At 61.6% G+C, this 24,272-nt stretch carries 23 protein-coding genes; 18 read left to right on the forward strand and 5 right to left on the reverse strand.

Annotation, left to right across the window (positions count from 1 at the left end):
* Positions 1-15: 15 nt before the first annotated feature.
* The 3 genes from MUM_RS0130085 to MUM_RS0130095 form a co-directional block, all read right to left on the reverse strand.
* A complete protein-coding gene (locus MUM_RS0130085) occupies positions 16-774 on the reverse strand; it encodes a hypothetical protein (protein WP_010176711.1) in 759 nt (252 codons plus the stop codon).
* A complete protein-coding gene (locus MUM_RS0130090) occupies positions 767-1,060 on the reverse strand; it encodes a DUF1145 domain-containing protein (protein ID WP_010176712.1) in 294 nt (97 codons plus the stop codon). Before MUM_RS0130090 ends, MUM_RS0130085 begins: the two co-directional genes overlap by 8 nt.
* Before the next feature lie 128 nt (positions 1,061-1,188).
* Positions 1,189-1,884: an OmpA family protein gene (locus tag MUM_RS0130095; protein WP_010176713.1), complete on the reverse strand. Its 696-nt coding sequence runs from the start codon at positions 1,882-1,884 to the stop codon at positions 1,189-1,191.
* Positions 1,885-2,064: 180 nt separating this feature from the next.
* Here MUM_RS0130095 and MUM_RS0130100 point away from each other — a divergent pair, with 180 nt between their 5' ends.
* The 4 genes from MUM_RS0130100 to MUM_RS1000000133725 all read left to right on the forward strand — a co-directional run bounded on the left by MUM_RS0130100 (position 2,065) and on the right by MUM_RS1000000133725 (position 3,796).
* Positions 2,065-2,562 (forward strand): DUF6231 family protein, encoded by a 498-nt coding sequence (locus MUM_RS0130100; protein ID WP_010176714.1) that lies wholly within the window; start codon positions 2,065-2,067, stop codon positions 2,560-2,562.
* 4 nt (positions 2,563-2,566) lie between these two features.
* Positions 2,567-3,037, forward strand: coding sequence for a YchJ family protein (locus MUM_RS0130105; RefSeq protein WP_010176715.1), 471 nt, complete (start codon positions 2,567-2,569; stop codon positions 3,035-3,037).
* A 61-nt stretch (positions 3,038-3,098) separates the two neighbouring features.
* Positions 3,099-3,599: an LEA type 2 family protein gene (locus MUM_RS0130110; RefSeq protein WP_010176716.1), complete on the forward strand. Its 501-nt coding sequence runs from the start codon at positions 3,099-3,101 to the stop codon at positions 3,597-3,599.
* Complete coding sequence (locus MUM_RS1000000133725; RefSeq protein WP_003213695.1) at positions 3,596-3,796, forward strand: SEC-C metal-binding domain-containing protein; 201 nt, start codon at positions 3,596-3,598, stop codon at positions 3,794-3,796. The genes MUM_RS0130110 and MUM_RS1000000133725 overlap by 4 nt, the downstream gene beginning before the upstream one ends.
* Positions 3,797-3,957: 161 nt before the next feature.
* Here MUM_RS1000000133725 and MUM_RS0130120 read toward each other — a convergent pair whose 3' ends face one another.
* Entirely contained in the window at positions 3,958-5,349 is a 1,392-nt protein-coding gene (locus tag MUM_RS0130120) for an ATP-binding protein (RefSeq protein WP_010176717.1), read from the reverse strand.
* Positions 5,346-6,056: a response regulator gene (locus tag MUM_RS0130125; RefSeq protein WP_003213692.1), complete on the reverse strand. Its 711-nt coding sequence runs from the start codon at positions 6,054-6,056 to the stop codon at positions 5,346-5,348. Before MUM_RS0130125 ends, MUM_RS0130120 begins: the two co-directional genes overlap by 4 nt.
* Positions 6,057-6,252: 196 nt before the next feature.
* On the opposite strand from MUM_RS0130125, the gene MUM_RS0130130 reads away from it, so the two are divergent.
* From MUM_RS0130130 to MUM_RS0130195, 14 genes are all read left to right on the forward strand, one after another.
* Positions 6,253-8,634: a TonB-dependent receptor gene (locus MUM_RS0130130; RefSeq protein WP_029616160.1), complete on the forward strand. Its 2,382-nt coding sequence runs from the start codon at positions 6,253-6,255 to the stop codon at positions 8,632-8,634.
* A gap of 3 nt (positions 8,635-8,637) precedes the next feature.
* Positions 8,638-9,318 carry a Fe2+-dependent dioxygenase gene (locus MUM_RS0130135; RefSeq protein WP_010176719.1) on the forward strand — a complete coding sequence of 227 codons (681 nt, stop codon included), beginning with the start codon at positions 8,638-8,640 and terminating at the stop codon, positions 9,316-9,318.
* Positions 9,319-9,346: 28 nt separating this feature from the next.
* Positions 9,347-10,462, forward strand: a complete 1,116-nt coding sequence (locus tag MUM_RS0130140; protein ID WP_010176720.1) for an ABC transporter substrate-binding protein — start codon at positions 9,347-9,349, stop codon at positions 10,460-10,462.
* Between the two features lie 161 nt (positions 10,463-10,623).
* The gene (locus MUM_RS0130145) at positions 10,624-11,682 is read left to right on the forward strand and encodes a FecCD family ABC transporter permease (protein ID WP_010176721.1); all 1,059 of its coding nucleotides are present in this window, start codon (positions 10,624-10,626) and stop codon (positions 11,680-11,682) included.
* Positions 11,679-12,467, forward strand: a complete 789-nt coding sequence (locus MUM_RS0130150; protein WP_010176722.1) for an ABC transporter ATP-binding protein — start codon at positions 11,679-11,681, stop codon at positions 12,465-12,467. The genes MUM_RS0130145 and MUM_RS0130150 overlap by 4 nt, the downstream gene beginning before the upstream one ends.
* Positions 12,468-12,746: 279 nt before the next feature.
* The gene (locus MUM_RS0130155; protein ID WP_010176723.1) at positions 12,747-13,391 is read left to right on the forward strand and encodes a glutathione binding-like protein; all 645 of its coding nucleotides are present in this window, start codon (positions 12,747-12,749) and stop codon (positions 13,389-13,391) included.
* Between the two features lie 130 nt (positions 13,392-13,521).
* Complete coding sequence (locus MUM_RS0130160; RefSeq protein ID WP_010176724.1) at positions 13,522-15,963, forward strand: penicillin acylase family protein; 2,442 nt, start codon at positions 13,522-13,524, stop codon at positions 15,961-15,963.
* A gap of 232 nt (positions 15,964-16,195) precedes the next feature.
* A complete protein-coding gene (locus MUM_RS0130165; RefSeq protein WP_010176725.1) occupies positions 16,196-17,200 on the forward strand; it encodes a ligase-associated DNA damage response exonuclease in 1,005 nt (334 codons plus the stop codon).
* On the forward strand, positions 17,197-18,831 hold the full coding sequence (locus tag MUM_RS0130170; protein WP_010176726.1) for an ATP-dependent DNA ligase: 1,635 nt from the start codon (positions 17,197-17,199) through the stop codon (positions 18,829-18,831). The genes MUM_RS0130165 and MUM_RS0130170 overlap by 4 nt, the downstream gene beginning before the upstream one ends.
* A 300-nt stretch (positions 18,832-19,131) precedes the next feature.
* Entirely contained in the window at positions 19,132-19,911 is a 780-nt protein-coding gene (locus tag MUM_RS0130175) for a transporter substrate-binding domain-containing protein (RefSeq protein ID WP_010176727.1), read from the forward strand.
* A gap of 57 nt (positions 19,912-19,968) precedes the next feature.
* On the forward strand, positions 19,969-20,697 hold the full coding sequence (locus MUM_RS0130180) for an ABC transporter permease (protein ID WP_010176728.1): 729 nt from the start codon (positions 19,969-19,971) through the stop codon (positions 20,695-20,697).
* Positions 20,694-21,404: an ABC transporter permease gene (locus MUM_RS0130185; protein WP_003209532.1), complete on the forward strand. Its 711-nt coding sequence runs from the start codon at positions 20,694-20,696 to the stop codon at positions 21,402-21,404. The genes MUM_RS0130180 and MUM_RS0130185 overlap by 4 nt, the downstream gene beginning before the upstream one ends.
* Positions 21,405-21,413: 9 nt before the next feature.
* Entirely contained in the window at positions 21,414-22,532 is a 1,119-nt protein-coding gene (locus MUM_RS0130190; protein ID WP_010176729.1) for a succinylglutamate desuccinylase/aspartoacylase family protein, read from the forward strand.
* 13 nt (positions 22,533-22,545) lie between these two features.
* A complete protein-coding gene (locus MUM_RS0130195; protein WP_010176730.1) occupies positions 22,546-23,310 on the forward strand; it encodes an ABC transporter ATP-binding protein in 765 nt (254 codons plus the stop codon).
* Positions 23,311-24,272: the final 962 nt, after the last annotated feature.

Here is a 24,272-nt window from a genome sequence, read left to right on the forward strand (position 1 = left end):
GCCACAGGTAAAGCATTAAAGCCGTTGAACAGTCACAGCACCCGCAGGCCCCGCTGGCCCCGGCTGACCTTCCAACCCGGCCCGGCCTTTCTCGCCGCCATCGGCGCGGTACACCAGGCACCCCTTGGACTGCCCGCCTTTACCCGGCTTGCCCGCCGTGCCCGCCAAACCACCGGCACCGCCGTCCACCCAGACCTTGATCTTTTCCCCCGGGAAGTCTTGCGGCAATTCCACTCGAACCTGCGCACCCGCCGCACCCGGCAGCCCGTCGCCACCGTTGTCGCCATTGGCACCGCGCCCGGCCGAACCCCAGGTGCAACCCGGGTCTTCGCCGTTGGCACCGTCCAGTCCGGCATAACCCTGGGCGCCCGCGCCGCCGCGGGCATCCACCGACAGCTCATCGGCCGTCAGCGAATTGATGCGCAACACCAAGTCACGCCCGGCCTTGGCCGGACGTTCATGGGTACCGGGCGCACCACGCGAGGTGATCTGACTGCCATGCTCCAGCTGCGCCTGGCGCACCTGCAGTTGCAGGGCGGTGCTGCCGGGCACGATGGCGATACGTGCTTCGCGGCCCAGGTGCAGCTCATCCACCGTCACCTGGGTGATATTTGAGGGGATCAGCAAGGTGCCGTAATCCGCCACCTCCAGCCGCTCCAATTGCAACACGCTGCTGCTGTTGGGCAGGCGCATCAACGAATTGGTGTCAACGCTGACGCTCTGGGCCAGGGCAATGGGGCTGACCAACAGGGCCAACAGAAAAACCTTACGCATGATTGGCCTCCTTGTTTACATCATTAACCGGTGCCGGCGCCGAAAGGCTCTGCACATGGAACATACCCACCAGCAGGATCTGCAAGCGGTCACGCCAGGGATGGGCACGATTTTTCACGCTGCCGTTGAACAGCAGCAATTCAAGAAGGTGGGTCAACAGCAACAGGCTGCCGGCCAGATTGACCAACAGGTGGAACGGGTTGATCAGCGGCGAGAACAGATTGACCACCACCACGACCCAGAACAGCAACGTCAAAAACTTCCCCAGCCCCCAAAACACCTTCATCCCGCACGCTCCCCTTGCACATTATTCTTTGGGCGCACAGTAACGACTTCTACAGGCGTTGTGCCAGTGAAGGATTAAAAAATTGATGAAGGGGCCCCCGTGGATCCCACGGGGGCGTTGAGGCTTTGTCAGCGGTTGATCTGAATTTCCACGCGGCGGTTCAGCGCGCGGCCGTCAGCGGTTTTGTTATCCGCCACCGGATGGCTTTCACCGGCGCCGGTCACCGAGACAAAACTGCTGCGCGGGATGCCGGAACTGACCAGGTAGTCGGTTACCGAGTGAGCGCGTCGTTCAGAGAGCTTCTGGTTGTAGGCGTCTTTACCGACGCTGTCGGTATGCCCGCTGACGCGCAGTTGCGCACTCGGGGCCTCTTTTTTCAGGCGGGTGGCGATGGTATCGAGCTTGGTTTTATCGGCGGCCGTCAGCTTGGCGGAGTCGAACTCGAAGTGCACGTCACGAATCACGATGGTCTCTTCCTTGACCACCACCACTTCTTCTTGAACCACGGCTACCGGAACCGGTGGGCAGCCATTGGCATCCACCTGCACGCCTTTTGGCGTACCCGGGCACTTGTCGCGGCTGTCCGGCACGCCGTCGCCGTCTTCGTCACCGTCGCCGTGCACCCAGCAATAGGCGCCGGCCATGCCGCCAATCAGCAACGCACCATAGCCCGCATAGGCAGAGCTTTCAGTCGCGCCGATGGCAGCACCGGTCACACCGCCAACCGCGGCGCAGGTGGGCCAGTCGGTTTTTTGCAAGCCTGCGCAACCTGTCAATACTCCGGTTAGCAGAACCAAGGGTAGAGCTGTCCGCATGATGCTCATCTGACTTTCTCCTGAGGGGATCGGCGGGGGCCGACGAGTGGAGTAAAGACGGCTCTTTTCATCTGCGCCAGCGTGTCACACCCCTGTATTCATTGGGCCCGGCTGTTTATTCTCACCGCCCGCTCTAGGCCCGCACGCTCAGGCAGGCTAGTCTCTACGGTCCTGATGTGAGGATCTTCGATGACCGCCGGTATTTCTGCCCGTACACCCCAGCAAGCGCTCGCCGCGCTGCTTGATCTACACGCGCCAAAACGCCTGCTTTTATTGGGTGCCAGCCAGTTCCCGGCGTTGGATGCGTTCAAGGAGGCCCACCCGGATACCGTGGTGTCCTTCGCCGAGCCCGGTCCCTTGCCCGCCGACCTCGCCGCCCAGCGTTTTGACCTGGCGCTGGTGGTCGATTGCCTGGAACACCTGTCAAAACCTGCGGGCCTGACCCTGCTGGGGGGCATTCGCAACCTCAATGCCAGCCGCATTGCAGTGCTGGTGGACCTGGCCGCCTGCAACTGGAAGGACACCGACTTCTTTTCCCTGGCCCTGCAAGCCAGCGAGCGTTTCCAGCGTGACGATCAGGTTTTGACACTGTTTACCTATGATCTGCTTGACTATAAACAGGTGCCGGATTGGCTGAACGCCCGCTTCTGGGCCAACCCGCAAAACTTTGGCAAGTATTGGTGGTAACCCGATGAGTACATCCATTTGCCCCTGCGGCAGTGGCAACCTGCTGGATGCCTGCTGCGGCCATTATCACGCCGGCCACCCGGCTCCTTGCGCCGAAGCATTGATGCGCTCGCGCTACAGCGCCTATGTGCTGGGCCTGGTGGACTACCTGGTGGCCACCACGTTACCTGCGCAACAAGCCGGGCTGGACACGGCCGCCATCGGCGCCTGGAGTGCCCAAAGCACCTGGCTGGGCCTGACGGTGGAAAGCTCCGAAGTGTTCGGCGGCCAGCCGGAACACGCCTTTGTGACCTTTACCGCACGCTGGCATGACAGCACTGGCGAACACAGTCACCGCGAGCGCTCATCGTTCGTACAGAACAATGAACACTGGTACTTCATCGACCCAACGGTGGACGTGAAGGCCGGACGCAATGACGCCTGCCTGTGCGGCAGCGGGCAGAAATTCAAGAAGTGCTGTTCCAGCTACCTCTGACATTCATTGATACCCGGTAGGCTCGCGCTTGCTATGCTGACTCTTCATACGGAGTAACGGCATGGTTTCTCAGGCGCGGGTATTCAGGACTTACAGCCTTCTGCTGGCATTGATGCTAGGGCTTTCCGGCTGCGCGTCCTGGTTTGCCGACGACGCGCCTGCCCCCGAGGTCCGGCTGGTCAAGGTCGACCCGGTGCGGGTCAAGTTGCTGGAGCAGAAGTTCAAGCTGTACTTTCGCGTGGATAACCGCGACGACAACGATTTGACCGTGCGGGGCCTGGTGTACAAGGTCAGCCTGGGCACGATGGTGCTGACCGAGGGCGAGTCCAACGAATGGCTGACCGTACCGCCCCACAGCCACGCTTTTTTCCGGGTTTCGGTGCGTACCAACCTGTGGCCACAAATCCGCGATGTGGTCGATATGTTGAAAAATCCTCGGGAGCCCGTGCCCTATCGTCTTGAAGGCGAGTTGAAAACCGGTTTATTTATCGGGAACGACGTGCAGGTGCTGCGCAATGGCGAGATAATCCCCGGCGATTTTATTCCGGAGCGACATCGATGACTCAGCAACCCCATGTCCATGGTCCTGACTGTAACCACGATCACGATCACCATGATCACGACCACGGCCATGTCCACGGCCCGAACTGCGGCCACGCTCACCAGGAGCCGGTGCGCAACACGTTGAAGGACGTGGGTCGCAACGATCCATGCCCGTGCGGCAGCGAGAAGAAATTCAAGAAGTGCCACGGGGCTTGATACCTGTGCGATAACCACCTTTTGTGATGAGGGACTTGTTGTGGCGAGGGAGCTTGCTCCCGCTGGAGTGCGCAGCGCTCCCGCTTTTTTTGGGGCCGCTGCGCAGCCCAGCGGGAGCAAGCTCCCTCGCCACACTACCTCCCTGATCACAAAGTGCTGACTCAGCCTTGAGCCTTGCGCTGAAACTGCAACACCACCTCCAATCCCCCGCCTTCCCGATTGCTCAAGCTCAACCGCCCGTCATGGGCACTGGCAATCGTATGCGCGATGCTCAACCCCAGCCCGTAGCCGCCGGTTTCCACATTGCGCGAGCCTTCCACCCGGTAAAACGGCTCCATCACCTGCTCCAGCTGTTCCTGGGGAATCCCGGGACCACGGTCGCTGATCACAATCCTTAAGCTGTCCGCCTTGTCCTCAACCCGCACCACCACCTCGCTGCCATAACGCACTGCGTTCTCCAGCAGGTTCTGCACGCAACGCTTGAGGCTGCGGGCGTACCCCGGCAGCGGCTGTTTGGCCCGCCCTTCTATCGTCACCGTCTCACCCACATCCTGAAGGTCTGCCTGCAAGCTTTGCAGCAAGGCGTTGATGTCGATGTTCTGGCGTTTCTCGTTGATTTCGCCGCTGCTGACAAAATCCAGGGTGCTGGACACCATGTGTTCCATTTCTTCCAGGTCGCTGCGAAAACGCTCCTTGGTGCGGTTGTCGTCGAGCATTTCCGTGCGTAAGCGCAGGCGTGTGATGGGAGAGCGCAGGTCGTGGGAAATCGCCGCCAGGAAACGCGTGCGCTCGGCAATGTTGGCGATCAGCCGCTGCTGCATGGCATTGAACGCCTGGGCGGCGCGGCGCACTTCGGTGGGGCCGTCGACGGCCAGCGGTGGCCGTTGAATGTCCCGGCCTAACGCTTCAGCCGCCTTGGCCAACGCATTCAGCGGGCGAATGGCCAGACGAACGGCCACCAGGGCGATGATCACCAGCACCACGACCCGCAGCAGATAAATCCGCATCACGTAGTCGAATAACAGGTCCATCGGGGAAGTACTGGTCCAGCCCTGCTCTTCGGTGGCCTCCACCTGCAACCAGCGCCCGTCCGGCAAACGCAGGTCAATCAGGAACTGTCCCACCACCGGTTTGGCACCGAGCAAGGTCGAAAGCCCCGCGTGCTGGCCTTCGGCGTCCAGCAACTTGAGGCTCAACAAATGCAGGTTCTGCGGGTAGCCGGTCTTCTCCGAGAGCACTTTATTCAACAGACGCTCGGTGGACTGGTCGCTGTCGCTGATGCGGCTCGGCACATCACTGGCCTGATCACTGAGCGTCAGGCGAAAACGCGGTGTATCGAGCATCTTGATCAGTGCATCAGCCTGCGCCGGATCGCTGTGCACCAGCCGCACCACGTCCGCCAGGCGCGTGGCGATCAGCCGGCTGGGGATTTCCAGCACCTGGCCGTGGCGCATGTCGTACCAGATGCTGCTGGTCAGGGCCTGGGCCGCGAGCATGCCGCTGACCAGGATCAGCACCAGCCGGCCAAACAGCGAACGCGGCAGCAGTTTCACGATTGCAGCGCCACGTCGTCGGCGGTGAGCATGTAACCCTCGTTGCGCACGGTCTTGATCAGCCCGGCCGGCAATTGCGAGCGCAAGCGGCTGACGCACACATCAATCGAGCGGTCGAACGGCGTGCTGTCCTTGTCGAATACGTGGTTGAGCAAAAAGTCGCGACTCAGCGGCCGGTTGGGGTGCTGTAACAGCAGGCGCAATACCCGGTAATCGGAGTTGCCAAGGCTCACCACCACACCTTCCGGCGAGAGCAGTTGGCGTGCCCGGGTGTCCAGTTGCCAGCCGGCGAAGCTGATGCTCGGTGCTTCATCCAGCCGCGCCCGGTCCGGAAAACTCTGCACCCGGCGCAGCACCACCTTGATCCGCACCAGCAACTCCCGCGGGTCGAACGGCTTGGGCAAGTAATCGTCGGCGCCGATTTCCAGGCCGACAATCCGGTCGATCAGCGTGCCCTTGGCGGTGAGCATGATCACCGGCGTGTTGGAGCTCACCCGCAATTCGCGGCACAAGCTCAGGCCGTCTTCGCCGGGCAGCATCAGGTCGAGCACGATCAGGTCAATGACATTCAGCGCCAGGCGGCGGCGCATTTCCTTGCCGTCGCCAGCGGTGGACACCTGGAAGCCGGCGTCACTCAGGTAGTCACACAACAGCTGGCGGATTTGCGGGTCGTCATCAACGATCAACAGGTGGTCTTGCTTGGCCATGGGGCAATTCGTCCGAAACTCAAAAGGCAGGAGATAGCCGAAACGTCAGCCAGGCGTACGCGCAAATGTAATGGAATGTTGTGGGAAGCGGTAATCGCGCATCCACATTACAAAGCCACGGCGTGGCGGCCGGTATCGGTCTTTAGACTACCGAATCTAAATGAGATTAATTGTAATTTAGCCTAGGTCACTCCGAATGCCATTACCTTCCCCTCGCGCCTTGTCGCTGCCCTCTACCCTTGCGCCGATGTTCGGCCTGCTTGCCGCCGGCAGCCTTTCTCCCACCGCCTGGGCCGATGCGCCGGTGGCAGCGTCCAACGATTCGGTGCTGAGCCTGCCGGAAATCAAGGTCGACGGTGAAGCCACCTCCACTTTCAAGGTCGACCGGGTGACCTCGGCAAAAATCAGCCAGCCGCTGCTGGATGCCCCGCAAAGCGTGACCATCGTCCCGCAGCAGGTGCTCAAGGAGCAGAACGCGCAAACCTTGCAGGAAGTGTTGCGCAACGTGCCGGGCATTACCTTCATGTCCGGCGAAGGCAACCTGGGCTGGGGTGACCTGTTTTCGATTCGCGGGTTTTCTTCGGAGCAGAGCCTGACCGTCGACGGCGTGCGCGATGCCGGCCAATCGACCCGCACCGACACCTTCAACCTGCAACAGGCGGAAGTGTTCAAGGGTACTGGTTCGATCGAATCCGGCGTTTCCGCCGTAGGCGGCAGCGTCAACCTGGTGAGTAAAGAGGCGCATCTGGGAGACGCCAACACGCTCTCCGCCGGCATCGGCACCGACAGCTACCGCCGCCTCACGGGCGATTTCAACAAGCAGTTGAACGACACCACCGCCCTGCGCATCAACCTGATGAAGCACTACAACCAGGTGGCCGAACGCGACGACGTGGACTACGACCGCTGGGGCATCGCGACGTCCCTCGGCTTCGGCCTGGGCACCGACACGCGCCTGTTTATCGACACCTTCTACCAGAAGGACGACAACACCCCGGACGGCGGCGTGCCGATCCAGCGCGGCACCGATGGCGACCGCATGCCCGGCGTGAAGCGTTCGAACTGGTACGGCGATTCGCACCTGTACACCCAGCAAACCAAAACCACTTCGCTGACCACCCGCTTCGAACATGATTTCGACTGGAACGAAGCGACCCTGAAAAACCAGACCAAGTGGGAGCGCACCGACAATTTCGCGGTGCTTTCACCCGCACGCTTCTTTACCGCCAACGCCAATGGCCAGAAAACCTGCACCGGCACGCGCTGTGCGACCTTGGGCTACACCGGCGTAGGGCCGATCAGCCAAGTCCCCGGCAGCACTGTAAATGCCTACCCGGGATACACCAACAGCGGTAACACCGCCTACGGCATTCTGCGGGGCAGCGACTTCGGCCAATCGACGCGCTACACCATCCTCGACAACCAGACCGACTTCGCCTTCAAGCTCAACACCGGCAGCCTGGAACACGCGGTGGTCAGCGGGCTTGAGTTCTATCACGAGACCTACGGCGGCCTGAAACGCAACGCCGAAGTCCCGGCCGGCGATCTGTTCTTCGACATGAACGACCCGAACCACAGCTTCGCCAGCACCACCGTGACCAAGGGCGAAGGCCAGCCGCGTTCGGTGATCGACAACGCCGGCATCTACCTGGGTGACACCATCACCCTGAACGAACAGTGGCAGGTGCTTGGCTCCCTGCGCTACGACAACTGGCAGGCCAAGACCACCCAGCGTGGCCAGGCATCCGTCGACAGCACCGACGGTGCCGTGAGCGGACGGGTCGGCGCGGTGTACAAGCCTTTGCCTAACGGCAGCATCTACGTGTCCTACAGCGAAGCGGCACAACCCTCGGCCCTGGGCGCATCGACCAACAACCAGATCTACGGCGCCGCCAGCACCAGCAACTACACCCCGGCCAAGTCGAAAACCTACGAAATCGGCACCAAGTGGGACATTGCCCACGACCTGCTGAACATCACCGCCGCGATCTTCCGCACCGAACTGGACAACTCCTGGGAATACCAGGACGGCGAAACCGCCCCGGTCCGCGCCCTCCCGGCCAAACGCGTAGACGGCGTGGAGCTGGGCCTGCAAGGCAATATCACCCCGCGCTGGACGGTGTACAGCGGGTTCTCGGCGCTCAAAAGCACCCAGACCAAGGGCGCCAACAAAGGCGAGGAAGCCAAGAACGTTCCCGACCTGACCGCCAACCTGTGGACCACCTACGCCGTCACCGACGACCTGAGCCTGAGCTACGGCGCGCAATACGTAGGACGCCGCCGCTACAGCGACAACAAATACGTCGGCGGCCTTAACAACAACAGCAGCTACGCCACCGGCCCGTCCGGCGTCTACGCGATCTACACCCGCGACCACGAAAAGGCCCCCGGCTACTGGCTCAACAACGTGGCCGCGCAATACAAAGTAACCAAGCAAACCACGGTCAACCTCAACCTCAACAACGTGTTTAACAAGTTCTACTACAGCCAGATCGGCGCGTCCCTGGACGGCTTCCAGCTCTACGGCATTCCGGGCGCCGGGCGCACACTCACGGCCAGCATCGACTATGAGTTTTAAGCCGTGCTGATCGAAATCCCGGCGCTGTTGAGCGCCGATGAAGTCGAGGTGGCCGTCGCCACCTTGCTCCATCAGCCGTGGGTCGACGGCAAAGTCACCGCCGGGCAGCGCTCGGCCATGGCGAAAAATAACCGGCAGTTGCCCGAAGACGCTCCGGTAGCGATTCGCCTGGGTGAGCAGATTCTGTCGCGGCTGTCGGACAACGCGCTGTTCATGTCCGCCGCCCTGCCGAAGAAAATCTACCCGCCGTTGTTCAACCGCTACAGTGGCGGCGAGGCCTTCGACTGGCATATCGACAATGCCATTCGCGGCCTCAAGGGCGTGCGCGAGCGCGTACGCACCGATATTTCCGCCACCTTGTTCCTGGCCGACCCGGCCAGCTATGACGGTGGTGAACTGGTGATTCGCGACACCTTCGGCGAACACGCGGTGAAGCTGCCCGCCGGGCACTTGCTGATGTATCCCGGCAGCAGCCTGCACAAGATCAACCCGGTCACCCGGGGCGAGCGCATCGCCAGTTTTTTCTGGATCGAAAGCCTGGTGCGCGAAGACAGCCAGCGCCGACTGCTGCTGGACATGGACGTGGCCATTCAACGCCTCACCGCGCAACACGCCGACGACCACGCGCTGCTGCAACTGAGCGGCGCCTATCACAACCTTTTGCGGCGCTGGAGCGATGTCTGATGCGCCGCCTTCACCTGGAGTTCTCGCCATGCTGAAACCCCGCAACTTCCTCAAGCTGGGCGCGCTGTTTGCCGTGCTGATCCTTGGCCACGCCGAAACGGCCGCCGCCCATGAAGTCACCGACGTGCTGGGCCGCAAGGTCGACGTGCCGGACCACGTGCAGCGTGTGGTGCTCGGCGAAGGCCGGCTGATTTCGGCCTTTGCCTTGCTGGACAAGGACGCGCCGTTCCAACGGATTGTCGGCTGGCAGAATGATTTGAAGCTGCTGGACGCCCACACTTACAACGCCTACGTGGCGAAATTTCCGACGGTAAAAGACATCTCGCTGATTGGTCAGGCCTCGGAGCAAAGCGTCAGCGCCGAGGAAATCCTCTCGCTGAAACCGGACCTGGCGGTGTTCAGCATTTCGGGCCACGGCCCGACTGAACACAGCCCGGTGGCGGATGTGTTGGCCAAGGCGGGGATCGCGGTGTTGTTCGTCGACTTCCGCATCAACCCGGTGCAAGGCACCCACAGCAGCATGACCGCCCTGGGTCAGGCCCTTGGCCGGGAAACCCAGGCCAAGGCGTTCCTCGACTTTTACGACCAGCACGTCAAGGTGATCACCGACGCCGTCGCCACCTTGCCGGCCGGGCCGCGCCCGAGTGTGTTCCTGGAATTGCTGGCCGGCGCCTGGCAGGCACCGGGCCACACCACCGGCAAGAGCGGCATGGGTGAAGTGATCAAACTGGTGGGCGGGCGCAACATCGCCGCCGACGTGGTGCCGGGAGCGCTGGGGGACATCAGTGTCGAGTACGCGCTGAAGGCCGACCCGGATGTGTACGTGGCCACCGGCAATCACAAGCCTGGGTTGATTCTGGGGGCTGGCGTGAGCAATGAAGACGCGCGCGCCGCGTTTGACAGCGTGCTGGCACGCCCGGAGTTCGTGAACCTTCGGGCGATTCGTGAGGGCAATGCCCACGGCCTGTGGCATGACTTCTACAACTCGCCATACAACCTGCTGGCGATTGAAGCGCTGGCCAAGTGGATCCATCCGGAGCTGTTCGCCAAGCTGGACCCACAGGCGACCATGGAAGCGATCAACCAGCAGTTCCTCGGCATGCCGCTGCAGGGTGCTTACTGGATTGATGGCAAGGCCAAGTAACCAAGGCTCACACCCCATTCCCTGCCTGGACACGGTTCCTGTGGGAGCTGGCTTGCCTGCGATAGCGGTGTTGGATTCACCATCGCCATCGCAGGCAAGCCAGCTCCCACACTGACCGAGTACCGACAGGGATTTTCGTCGTTTTCAAGGCTGCGAATCCAATGACCACTCAAACCCTCGACCTCGCCACCGCCAGCCTGGGCTATCGCCGCCTGCTCGCGCGCCGCTGCTGGCTGCTGGCCCTGCTGGGGGGCGCGCTGATTTGCGCGATCCTCGTGGACCTGGCCAGCGGCCCGTCGGGCATGGGCCTTGGCGCCCTGCTCGACGGTTTGCTGCACCCGGCCCACTTGAGCGCCACCGACCAGGTGATTATCTGGAACGTGCGCCTGCCCTACGCCTTGATGGCGGTGTTGGTCGGTTGCGCACTGTCGCTGGCAGGCGCCGAGATGCAGGCCATCCTTAATAACCCGCTGGCCAGTCCGTTCACGCTGGGGGTTTCCTCGGCGGCGGCGCTGGGCGCATCCCTGGTGATTGTGTTTCCGGTGACGACGCTGTGGGTGTCGGCCAATACGGCGATTTCCATTTCGGCGTTTGTGTTCGCCGCCGCCTCGGTCTTTTTGCTGCAAGCCATGTCACGGCTGCGCGGTGCCGGGGTGGAAAGCCTGGTGCTGTTCGGGATTGCGCTGGTGTTCAGCTGCAATGCAGTGGTCGCCCTGTTGCAACTGGTCGCCACCGAGGATGTGCTGCAACAACTGGTGTTCTGGACCCTGGGCAGCGTGACCCGGGCCAACTGGGACAAGCTCGGCATCCTCGCGTTTGTGGTCGCCGTGGTCATGCCCTTTTCCTTCGCCGCCGCCCCGCGCCTGACCTTGCTGCGCATGGGCGAAGATCGCGCGCAAAGCTTCGGCGTCGACGTGAAACGCCTGCGGTTTTTCTCGTTGTTGCGCATCAGTCTACTGTCGGCCACCGCCGTGGCGTTTGTGGGAACCATCGGTTTTATCGGGCTGGTAGGTCCGCATATCGCGCGGATTCTGGTGGGTGAAGACCAGCGTTTCCTGTTGCCGGCCAGCGCGCTTGTCGGCGCATTACTGCTGTCGCTGTCGTCCATCGCCAGCAAGCTGATCATGCCCGGCGTGATTGTGCCGGTGGGCATCGTCACCGCACTGGTGGGTGTGCCGATTTTCGTGTTGCTGGTGTTCAAGCGCGGGAGGCAGTTATGAGTACGGGATTATCGATTCAGAACGCCCACGTCAGTTATGGACGGCGCCAGATTGTGCATGACTTGAGCTTGCCGACCCTGGCCCACGGCAGCCTGACCGCGCTGATCGGGCCGAACGGTGCGGGTAAATCGACGTTGTTGCGGGCGGTGGCCGGGCTGGAAAAGATGCAGGGCGTTGTCAGATTGGGTGACTTGGACCTGACGAAAATGTCCGTTGCCGAGCGCGCCCGACGCGTGACCTACATGCCGCAGAACCTGCCGCCGGGCTTGAGCCTGAGCGTGATGGAAAGCGTGATCGCAGCGCTGCGGGTGGCGAACGTCGAGGGCATTCCGCTTTCAAGCGACGCGTGCATGCGCGAGGCGTTTGATGCGTTGCATCGGATTGGCATCGCTCATCTGGCGGATCAGCTGTTAAGCACGTTATCCGGCGGCCAACGGCAACTGGTCAGCCTGGCGCAACTGATTGCGCGCCGCCCGCAGGTGATGCTGCTGGATGAGCCGACCAGTGCGCTGGATTTGAACTATCAGTTGAAGGTCATGGATTGCGTTCGGGGTTTGGTGCGCGAGCACAACCTGATTGCGGTGGTGGTACTGCACGACATCAACCTCGCGGCGCGTTATGCCGACCATATCGCAGTGCTGCGCCAGGGCCGGCTGCATGCCAGTGGTGCAGCGGATGACGTGCTGGATGCGGCACTGTTTGCCGAAGTCTATGGCGTGCAGGTGCGCATCGAGCGCTGTTCGCAGCAGACGTTGCAGGTGTTGGTGGATGGTGCGGTGGCTTAACTGCCGACAAAAACCTCTGTAGTGAGGCGGTTGTTATGGTGAGGGGGCTTGTCCCCCGTTGGGCCGCGCAGCGGCCCCAGTACAGCCAGCGCGCTCTTTCAGTTAAAACGCTGAGGCAGGTCTTGGGTCTGCTTCGCAGCCCGGCGCGGGGCAAGCCCGCTCACCACAGGAACGAATTTCCATATCGATAGACCCAAATGTTTCATTGAATTTTCGTCACCCTAACATTACCTATACCTACAGGCATTCGCTCAAGCGTCACCACCCTTGGAGAGCTTCATGATCGACCTGTATTACTGGACCACCCCCAACGGTCACAAAGTGTCGTTGTTCCTGGAAGAAGCCGGTCTGCCTTACGAGGTGCACCCGATCAACATCGGCCAGGGCGAGCAGTTCAAGCCCGACTTCCTGAAAATCGCCCCCAACAACCGCATTCCGGCGATCGTTGATCAGAACCCGACCGACGGTGGCGCGCCGATTTCCCTGTTCGAATCCGGTGCAATCCTGCTGTACCTCGCGGAAAAAACCGGCCAGTTCATTCCCCAGGACCTGCGCGGTCGTCAGGAAGCGCTGCAATGGCTGTTCTGGCAAATGGGTGGACTGGGCCCGATGGCCGGGCAGAATCATCACTTCAGCCAGTTCGCCCCGGAAAAAATCCCCTACGCGATCAAACGCTATGTGGATGAGACCGCCCGCCTGTATGGCGTGCTCGACCGGCGCCTGGCCGACCGCCAGTTTGTGGCCGGCGAGGAATACAGCATTGCCGACATGGCGATCTACCCGTGGATCGTTTCCCACAAGTGGCAGAGCCAGAAGCTGGAAGACTTCCCACACGTAGAGCGCTGGTTCAACCACATCAAGCAACGCCCCGCGACGGTGCGTGCTTATGAGCTGGTGCAGAAGGTCAATCCGCCGAAATCCTGAGTGACACAGCCTTCCTGCACCTTGTGTGGGAAGGCTGCCTGAAAATAAGCATCGCCTCCCGCTTGCGTCGTTTCGCCGCGCTCACTAACGTAGCGCCTTTACTGACGCTACCCCCCGCAGGAGCTTTGCCATGGCCTCGCCAGCCCTCTCACATTTTCTTCCCCGGTTCGGCGTTGCCGCGGCCATTGCCAGTGCCTTGGGCCTGGCCGGTTGCCAGTTACAAAGCACCCAAGACACACTGCCTCCGGTTTCCGGCGTGCAGCCCATCAAGGGCCTCGCGCAGAACGTTTCCGTGCGCCGCAACAGCCAGGGCATCCCGCTGATTGAAAGCAGCACGTTCCATGACGCGCTGTTCACCCTGGGCTATGTGCACGCCAGCGACCGCATCACGCAAATGGTCACCCTGCGCCTGCTGGCCCAGGGCCGTCTGGCGGAAATGTCGGGGCCGGACGTACTGGATGTCGACCGTTTCATGCGGGCGGTCAACCTGCGCAAGAGCGCCGGCGAGCTGTATAACGCTTCGTCGCCACGCCTCAAGCGCTTCTTTGAAGTGTATGCGCGCGGGGTCAACGCCTACCTGTTCCGCTACCGCGACAAGCTGCCGCCAGACCTGGCCCAGAGCGGCTACAAGCCCGAATACTGGAAGCCGGAAGACTCCGCGCTGCTGTTCTGCCTGCTGAATTTCAGCGAGTCGACCAACTTGCAGGAAGAGTTGTCGTCGTTGGTGCTGGCGCAAAAAGTCGGCGCCGACAAACTCGCCTGGCTGACCCCAAGCTACCCGGATGAACCGTTGCCGGTGGCCGAGTCCGACAAGCTCAAGGGCATCAACCTGGGCCAGATCCCGGGCCTCGCCGCGCTGACCAGCCTCAGCGAACACCTCGGCACCTTGAACACCCTGGGCACGTCCAGTTCCAGCAACTGGGCGATCGGCCCGCAGCGCAGCCGCAGCAACAAGAGCCTGCTGGCCAATGACCTGTCGACCTCGATGCAGGCGCCGTCGCTGTGGAACTACGTGCAAATCCGCTCGCCGAAATACCAGGCCGCCGGTGTGTCGATCGCCGGTTTGCCAACCCTGCTTTCCGGCTTCAACGGCAAGGTGGCCTGGAGCATGAGCCAGGTCTCGGGCGACACCCAGGATGTGTTCCTGGAGAAGGTCAAGCGCCAGGGCAACGCGCTGTATTACGAGAACAACGGCAAATGGCTGCCGGCCATCGTGCGTAACGAAACCTACTTCGCCAAGGGCCAACGGCCGATTCGCGAAGCGGTGTACGAAACCCGCCACGGGCCGCTGCTCAACAGTGCCCAGTCGCTGAACAGCGGCTACGGCCTGGCCTTGCAGACCGCCGACTTCAAGGACGACAAGAGCCTGGACGCGTTCTTCGACCTGTCCCGTGCACAAACCGCCGGTAAAGCGTCTGACGCCACCCGGGAAATCCGCGCGATTGCCTTGAACATGGTCTTCGCCGACGCCAGCAGCATCGGCTGGCAAGTCACCGGGCGCTTCCCGAACCGCCGTGAAGGCGAAGGCCTGGTGCCGTCGCCGGGCTGGGACGGGCGTTTCGACTGGGACGGCTACGCCGACGCGATGCTGCACCCTTACGATCAGGACCCGACCCAGGGCTGGATCGGCACCGCCAACCAGCGCACGATTCCCCGCGGCTACGGCATGCAATTGTCCAACTCGTGGGCGGCGCCGGAACGTGCCGAACGTATCGCGCAACTGGCCAGCAGCGGCAAGCATGACAACCGCAGCATGATCGCCATGCAGTACGACCAGACCACCACCTTTGCCGCCAAGCTCAAGGGCATGTTCCAGGCGCCGGGCATGGCCCAGCCGCTGAAACAGGCGATCGATGGATTGCCGACAGCAGACCAGGCCAAGGCGCGGGAAGCGCTGGGCCGCCTGATGGCCTTTGATGGCCGTCTGGCATCCACCTCCGCCGACGCGGCGATTTATGAGTTGTTCCTGCAGGAAAGCGCCAAGCAGATTTTCCTCGACGAACTCGGCCCGGAAAACAGCGCCACCTGGAAAGCCTTTATCGGCAACGCCAACCTGTCGTACTCGGCCGTGGCCGACCACCTGCTGGGGCGCGAAGACAGCCCGTTCTGGAATGACGCGCGCACCGGACAGAAAACCGACAAGCCGGCAATCCTGGCCCGCAGCCTGGCCGCCGCGATCACCGCGGGCGACAGCGCATTGGGCGCCGATCACAAGGCCTGGCAGTGGGGCAAACTGCACAGCTACACCTGGAAGAACACCAGCGGCCAGACCATTCGCGGCCCACTGGCAGCGGGTGGCGATCACAACACGCTGAACAGCGCGCCGTACAGCTGGGGCCAGAGTTTCGACACGACCCAGGTGCCGGCGCTGCGGATGATTGTGGACTTCGGCCTGGCGGAACCGATGATGGGCCAGAGCGGCATCGGCCAATCCGGCAACCCGGCCAGCCCGAACTACGCCAATGGCATCGACCCGTGGCTGAAGGCGCAATACCTGAGCTTCCCGATGCAACCGCAGAACTTTGACGGGGTGTATGGGAAGACGCGGTTGACGTTGGTACCCGGCAAATAACCCGGTCCCCCTGACTCAACCGAATCAAACTGTGGGAGCGGGCTTGCTGTGGTGAGCGGGCTTGCCCCGCGCTGGGCTGCGAAGCAGCCCCATCAATCTGTGGTGAACCCGACGGGGGACAAGCCCCCTCACCACAGCAGGCCAGCTCCCACATTTGATCGCATGCATTCCGATAGAACTTCTCCGCTCATCCCCGCCTCCTAATTAACAAGCCCATCTCCACGGCACGCCCATGGACCTTGTTATCGCCCGGCCCGAAGGCCTCTACTGCCCCGCCGGGGATTTCTACATCGACCCCTGGCGCCCGGTGGAGCGCTCGGTGATCACCCACGCCCACGGCGATCACGCCCGCACCGGCAACCAACATTACCTGGCCGCCGCCCCCGGCGAAGGGATCCTGCGTTCGCGCCTGGGCCAGGACATCAACCTGCAAACCCTGGCCTACGGCGAAACCCTGCGCCATCACGGCGTCACCTTGAGTTTTCATCCCGCCGGCCACGTGCTCGGTTCAGCCCAGGTGCGCCTGGAATACCAGGGCGAAGTCTGGGTCGCCTCCGGTGACTATAAAGTCGAGCCCGACGGCACCTGCGCACCGTTCGAACCGGTGCGCTGCCATACGTTTATCACCGAATCGACCTTCGGCCTGCCGATCTATCGCTGGCAGCCCCAGGCGCAGATTTTTGCCGGGATCAACGACTGGTGGCAGGCGAATATCGCCGCCGGCAAGGCCAGCGTGTTGTTCTGTTATTCCTTCGGCAAGGCTCAGCGAATCATCCACGGCATCGACGCCAGCATCGGCCCGATCCTCAGCCATGGCGCGGTCGAGCCGCTGAACCGTGTGTACCGTGAAGCGGGCATCTATATCCCCGAAACCCTCTACGCCGGCGATTTCAAAAAGACTGATCCCCTGCTGCGCCAAGCCCTGATCATCGCCCCGCCCTCGGCCGGCGGCAGTACCTGGATGCGCCGTTTCGGCGACTACAGCGACGCGTTCGCCAGCGGCTGGATGCGCCTGCGTGGCACCCGGCGGCGACGCGGGGTGGATCGCGGCTTTGTGCTCTCGGACCATGCCGATTGGCCCGGGCTGTTATGGGCCATCGAGCAAACCGGCGCAGAGCGGGTGATGGTCACCCACGGCTCTGTAGGTGTGTTGGTCCGGCACCTGCGGGAAAAAGGCCTGGATGCCCAGGGCTTCACCACCGAATACGGCGATGACGAAGAGGAAGTCGTGTCATGAAAGCCTTCGCCGAGCTGTACGCCAACCTCGACGCCACCACCTCCAGCAATGCCAAACTCGCCGCCTTGCAGGCCTATTTCCTACAGGCGCCAGCGGAAGATGCCGCGTGGGCGGTGTACTTTTTATCCGGCGGGCGGCCACGGCAACTGGTGCCCACCCGTTTGCTGCGAGACATGGCCACCGAAGCCGCTGGCATTGAGCCGTGGTTGTTCGAAGAGAGTTATCAGTCGGTAGGCGATCTGGCGGAAACCATTTCCCTGCTGTTACCGGAATCGCCCCACACCTCGGATGACGGCCTGGCGGTGTGGCTGGAAGAAAAACTCCTGCCCCTGCGTGGCCTGCCGCCCGAAGAATTGGCCGAACGCCTGCCCGCGTTGTGGGCACAACTGGATCAACCGAGCCTGATGCTGTGCATCAAGCTGATCACCGGCAGTTTTCGGGTCGGCGTGTCGAAGTTGCTCGTCACCCGCGCCCTCGCCGCCATGGCCGGGCTGGACAGCAAGCGCGTGGCCCAGCGCCTGGTGGGCTACACCGACCTGTCCAATCGCCCGACCGCCGAAGGCTATCTGAAGCTGATTGCCGCTGAATCGTCCGACGAACACGCACAACGTGGCGGGCAGCCTTATCCGTTTTTTCTCGCCCATGCTCTGGCCCAACCGGTGGAGCAGTTCGATGCCTTACTCGGCGCCCCCGCAGACTGGCAAGTGGAATGGAAGTGGGACGGTATCCGCGCACAACTGGTCAAGCGCGAAGGCCGCTTGTGGGTCTGGTCCCGTGGCGAAGAACTGGTCACCGACCGCTTCCCGGAGCTGCATGACCTGGTGCACAGCCTGCCCGACGGCACGGTGATCGACGGTGAAATCGTGGTGTGGAAAGACTCGGTACAACCCTTTGCCCTGCTGCAACAGCGCATCGGCCGCAAAACCCTGAGCAAGAAAATCCTCGAAGACGCACCGGTCGCAGTGCTGGCCTATGACCTGCTGGAACACCACGGCGAAGACTGGCGCAACCACACCCAGGCCGAACGCCGGGCGCAACTGGAGCAGGTAATCAGCGATTGCGATCAGCCGATGTTGCGGGCGTCGCCATTGCTGACCGGCGACAGCTGGCAGGCATTGGCGCAGCAGCGTGAGGCGTCCCGCAGCCTGGGGGTGGAAGGCATGATGCTCAAGGCGCGGGAGGGACTCTACGGCGTGGGCCGCACCAAGGACATGGGCGTGTGGTGGAAGTGGAAAGTCGACCCGTTCAGCGTCGACGCGGTGTTGATCTATGCCCAGCGCGGCCATGGCCGGCGCGCCAGCCTGTACAGCGACTACACCTTCGCCGTGTGGGACGGCCCGGCCGGCAGCGAACGTACGCTGGTGCCGTTCGCCAAGGCCTATTCCGGGCTGACTGACGAAGAAATGCGCAAGGTCGATGCAATTATCCGCAAGACCACGGTGGAGAAGTTCGGCCCGGTGAGCAGCGTGACGCCGAGTCTGGTGTTCGAGCTGGGCTTCGAGGGAATTGCCCTGTCCAAGCGGCACAAGAGCGGGATTGCGGTGCGTTTTCCGAGGATGTTGCGGTGGCGGCAGGATAAATCCGTGGATGAGGCAGACAACCTGGCCACGCTGCAAAATCTGCTGGCCTGACCCAAGCCCTTGTAGGAGCTGGCTTGCCAGCGATGGCGTCCGCAAGATCACCGCCTCATTCAGGAAACAATCGCCGGCAAGCCGGCTCCTACAAGGAAATGTTCCGCCCCACATTAGTGCATTCAATTTTTCATGCCCATTTTCGGGCATTTCCTGCCGACGCAACTTCTTAATCTCACCTTTTAAAACGACCATTCGGAACTATGGTGCAGAAATTGCTACTTGAGTCTGGTCTGACACCGTTCAGTAACAGTCCTAACCGCGCCACAAGCGCTTATCTTGGTTTCCAGGGATTACATAATGAAAAAAGCATTGCTGACCCTTTCTGCACTGGCTCTGTGCATGGCCGCCGGTTCCGCGCTGGCCAAGGAATACAAGGAATTGCGTTTTGGTGTCGATCCGTCCTACGCCCCGTTTGAGTCAAAAGCCGCTGACGGCAGCCTGGTGGGCTTCGATATCGACCTGGGCAATGCCATCTGTGCCGAGCTGAAGGTCAAGTGCAAATGGGTCGAAAGTGATTTCGACGGCATGATTCCAGGCCTCAATGCCAACAAGTTTGATGGCGTGATTTCGTCCATGACGGTCACCACAGCCCGTGAAAAGGCGATCGACTTCTCCAACGAGCTGTTCTCCGGCCCTACATCCCTGGTGTTCAAAAAAGGCGCGAACTACTCCACGCCTGAGTCCCTGAAGGGCAAAAGCGTGGGCTACGAGCAAGGCACCATCCAGGAAGCCTACGCCAAGGCCGTACTGGACAAGGCAGGTGTGACCACCAAGGCCTACGCCAACCAGGACCAGGTGTATGCCGACCTGACGTCCGGCCGTCTGGACGCTTCCGTACAGGACATGCTGCAAGCCGAACTGGGCTTTTTGAAGTCGCCAGCCGGTGCTGACTACGAAGTCAGCAAGGCCATCGACGACCCACTGCTGCCCTCCAAAACTGCGGTCGGTATCAAAAAAGGTAACAAAGACCTCAAGGCCTTGTTGGATAAAGGTATCAAAGCGTTACACGATGATGGCACCTACGCCACCATCCAGAAGAAACACTTTGGCGATCTGAACCTGTACAGCGGCAAATAATGCCTGGGGCGCCCTTCCTCTGGAGGGGCGCTTTTTTATCGCCATAGGTCCTGATTTATGTTCGAAGATCTTTTGCAAACCCTGGGGCTCAGTGCCTTTAGCTTGAAGGGTTTCGGCCCGCTGTTGCTGCAAGGCACCTGGATGACCATCAAGTTGTCGGTGTTTTCCTTGGCCGTCAGCGTGTTGCTGGGCTTGCTCGGGGCTACCGCCAAACTGTCCAGCCTGCCGTTCCTGCGGATTCCCGCGCAGATCTACACCACCTTGATTCGCGGCGTGCCCGACCTGGTGCTGATGCTGCTGATTTTCTACAGCCTGCAAATCTGGCTGACCGGCTTTACCGACTTTATGGAATGGGACTACATCGAGATCGACCCATTCAGCGCCGGGGTCATCACCCTGGGCTTTATCTACGGTGCGTATTTCACCGAGACCTTTCGCGGCGCGATCCTCGCCGTGCCCCGTGGCCAATTGGAGGCTGCCACGGCCTACGGGCTCACGCGCGGCCAGCGGTTCCGCTTCGTGACCTTCCCGCAGATGATGCGTTTCGCCCTGCCGGGCATCGGCAATAACTGGATGGTGATGCTCAAGGCCACGGCACTGGTGTCGATCATCGGCCTGGCCGACCTGGTCAAAGCCGCGCAGGATGCCGGCAAGAGTACTTATCAACTGTTCTATTTCCTGGTGATCGCCGCGTTTATCTACCTGTTGATCACCAGCGCGTCCAACTTCGTCCTGCGCCGCCTCGAACGGCGCTACTCCGCAGGCTCCCGGGAGGCAGTGCGATGATCGAACTGATTCAACAATACTGGCGCCCCTTCCTTTATAGCGACGGCCAGCACATTACCGGGCTGGCCATGACGATGTGGCTGCTCAGCGCCTCGATCTTCATCGGCTTCTTGGTATCGATCCCGCTGTCCATTGCCCGGGTGTCGCGCAATCGCTGGGTACGCTGGCCGGTGCAGTTCTACACCTACCTGTTTCGCGGCACGCCGCTGTATATCCAGTTGCTGATTTGCTACACCGGGATCTACAGCATCGCGGCGGTTCGCGCGCAGCCGGTGCTGGACGCGTTCTTTCGGGATGCGATGAACTGCACGATTCTCGCCTTCGCCCTCAACACCTGCGCCTACACCACGGAGATTTTCGCCGGGGCGATCCGCAGCATGGCCCACGGCGAAGTCGAAGCGGCGAAAGCCTACGGCCTGAGCGGCTGGAAGTTGTACGCCTACGTGATCATGCCGTCGGCCCTGCGTCGCTCGCTGCCGTACTACAGTAATGAAGTCATCCTGATGCTGCACTCGACTACCGTGGCCTTCACCGCGACGATCCCGGATATCCTGAAAGTCGCCCGGGACGCCAACTCGGCCACCTACATGACGTTTCAATCATTCGGTATCGCTGCGCTGATCTACCTGACCGTGACCTTTGCCCTGGTCGGTCTGTTTCGTCTGGCGGAGCGCCGCTGGCTGGCCTTTCTCGGGCCCAGCCACTAAGGAGCCTTCATGCGTCATCAGATTCATCCACTTGTGGCGCCGGTGCCGGGCACGGCGCGACAAATCCACAGTTTTCACTTCGGGCCGGAACAGGCTGAAGGCAAGATCTACATCCAGTCGTCGCTGCATGCCGACGAATTGCCGGGCATGCTGGTGGCCTGGCATCTCAAGGCGCGCCTGACACAACTGGCCGCCGCCGGCCGCCTGCGCAGCGAGATCGTTCTGGTGCCCATCGCCAACCCGACCGGCCTGGAACAAGTGTTGATGGACATCCCCCTGGGCCGCTATGAGCTGGAAAGCGGGCAGAACTTCAATCGCCTGTTTGTCGACCTGAGCGAGGACGTGGGTAATCAGGTCGAAGAGCTGCTGGGGGATGATCCACAGCACAACGTCGAGCTGATCCGCGATGCCCTGACCCTGGCCCTTGCGGCACAAACACCGGCCACGCAACTGGAATCCCAGCGCCTGACGCTGCAACGCCTGGCGTGTGATGCCGACATGGTGCTGGACCTGCACTGCGACTTCGAAGCCGTGGCGCACCTGTACACCACCCCCGAGGCCTGGCCCCGGGTGGAGCCGTTGGCGCGCTATATCGGGTCGGAAGCCAGCCTGTTGGCCACCGACTCCGGCGGGCAGTCGTTCGATGAGTGTTTCACCCTGGTGTGGTGGCAATTGCAGCAGCGGTTTGGCGAGCGCTTCCCGATCCCGATGGGCAGTTTTTCGGTGACCGTCGAGTTGCGCGGCCAGGGCGACGTCAACCACGGCCTGGCCAGCCTCGACTGCCAGGCGATCATCGATTACCTGATTCACTTCGGCGCGATCAGCGGCGAGCCTGCACCGCTGCCGGAATTGCCCTACCCCGCCACACCGCTGGCGGGCGTCGAGCCGGTGACCACGCCCATGGGCGGCTTGCTGGTGTTCAGCGCCCTGCCTGGGGAATACGTGGAGGCCGGGCAACTGATCGCCGAAATCATCGACCCCATTTCTGACCGCGTAACGCCGGTGCATTGCCGCAATGCCGGCCTGCTCTACGCCCGCTCGCTGCGGCGCATGGCCACTGCCGGGATGGTCATCGCCCATGTCGCAGGCCTTGAAGCCTATCGCAGCGGCTACCTACTTTCGCCTTGAGGATGCATGCCCCATGTACAAATTGACCGTTGAAGGCCTGCATAAAAGCTATGGCGACAATGAAGTGCTCAAAGGTGTCTCGCTCAAGGCCAAGACCGGTGATGTGATCAGCTTGATCGGCGCCAGCGGCTCGGGCAAAAGCACATTTTTGCGCTGCATCAACTTTCTTGAACAGCCGAACGATGGGGCCATGACGCTGGATGGCCAGCAGATTCGTATGGTCAGCGACCGCCATGGGATGCGCGTGGCGGATGACGCTGAGTTGCAGCGCCTGCGTACGCGGTTGGCGATGGTGTTTCAGCATTTCAACTTGTGGAGCCACATGAGTGTGCTGGAGAACATCACCATGGCGCCGCGCCGGGTGCTGGGTTGCAGCAAGAAGGACGCCGAGGACCGGGCTCGTCGTTACCTGGACAAGGTTGGGCTGCCGGCGCGGGTGGCGGGTCAATACCCGGCGTTTTTGTCGGGTGGCCAGCAACAGCGGGTAGCGATTGCCCGGGCGCTGGCGATGGAGCCGGAGGTGATGCTGTTTGACGAGCCGACTTCGGCGCTGGACCCGGAATTGGTGGGTGAGGTGTTGAAGGTGATCCAGGGTTTGGCTGAGGAAGGCCGGACGATGATCATGGTGACCCATGAGATGAGCTTTGCCCGCAAGGTGTCGAGCCAGGTGCTGTTTTTGCACAAGGGGTTGGTGGAGGAACAGGGTGCGCCGGAGGATGTGCTGGGTCATCCGAAGAGCGAGCGGTTGCAGCAGTTTTTGAGTGGGAATTTGAAGTAGGGTTGGGGGGTATATCCGTTATTTTGGTTGTGGCTGATATGGGTTCCGCTCTTACAGCGGCTCACTTTTGAACAGCGCAAAAGTAAGCAAAACGCTCTTGCCCCACCACTCGGCACCTCGCTCAGGCTCGGTGTGCCCTCACTCCGGCATTACTCCGCGGGCCGCCGCGACGGGGCGTCCCTGCCCCGTCGCGGCTAAACCGGCGTCCTGCCGGTTTACCCGCTCCGTACTACCTGCGTTCGGCCAGCGTGGTTTAACGGGGCGCCTAAGATCAAGATCAAAAGCAGATCAACAGCACAGCGGCCTACAGGCCGGCTTGAGTGGTGTGAAGCAAAAGCAAAATCAAAAATCAAAAGCGGGCACGGTCCAAATGTGGGAGCTGGCTTGTCGCTGCGATGGCATCAACTGGGTGTACCTGAAAAACCGAGGTGTCTGCATCGCAGGCAAGCCAGCTCCCACAGAAAAGCAGAGCTGCATCAGTTTCAGATTTGGTTTTCTGGCTTTTGATCTGGCTTCTACCACTCAAGCCGGCCTGTAGGCCGCTGTGCTCTAGATTTTGATCTTGATCTGGCTCTGACTGCCCCAATAAGCCCGAGGCCGAACGCAGGGATTGAGGAGCGGGTAAACCGGCAGGACGCCGGTTTAGCCGCGACGGGGCAGGGACGCCCCGTCGCGGCGACCCGCGGAGCAATGCCGGAGTGAGGGAACACCGAGCCTAGGCGAGGTGCCGACAGGCGGGGCAGAGCCCTTTGCTTACTTTGCCGCTTTTCCAAAGTGACCCGCTGTAAGAGCGAAACCATAAGCAGCCGTTACCAAAGAAACGGATATGTACACCAAAAAATCAGCCCCGACTCCTGAGCCACTGCATAAACCCTTTCTTCACCGATTGCAGCGAATACCCCAACCGCGGCGCCAAGACCTCCGCCCGAGCCGACAACGCAGCCACATCAAGCCCCTGATCC

The sequence above is a fragment of the Pseudomonas sp. PAMC 25886 genome, from assembly GCF_000242655.1.
Taxonomy (GTDB): domain Bacteria; phylum Pseudomonadota; class Gammaproteobacteria; order Pseudomonadales; family Pseudomonadaceae; genus Aquipseudomonas.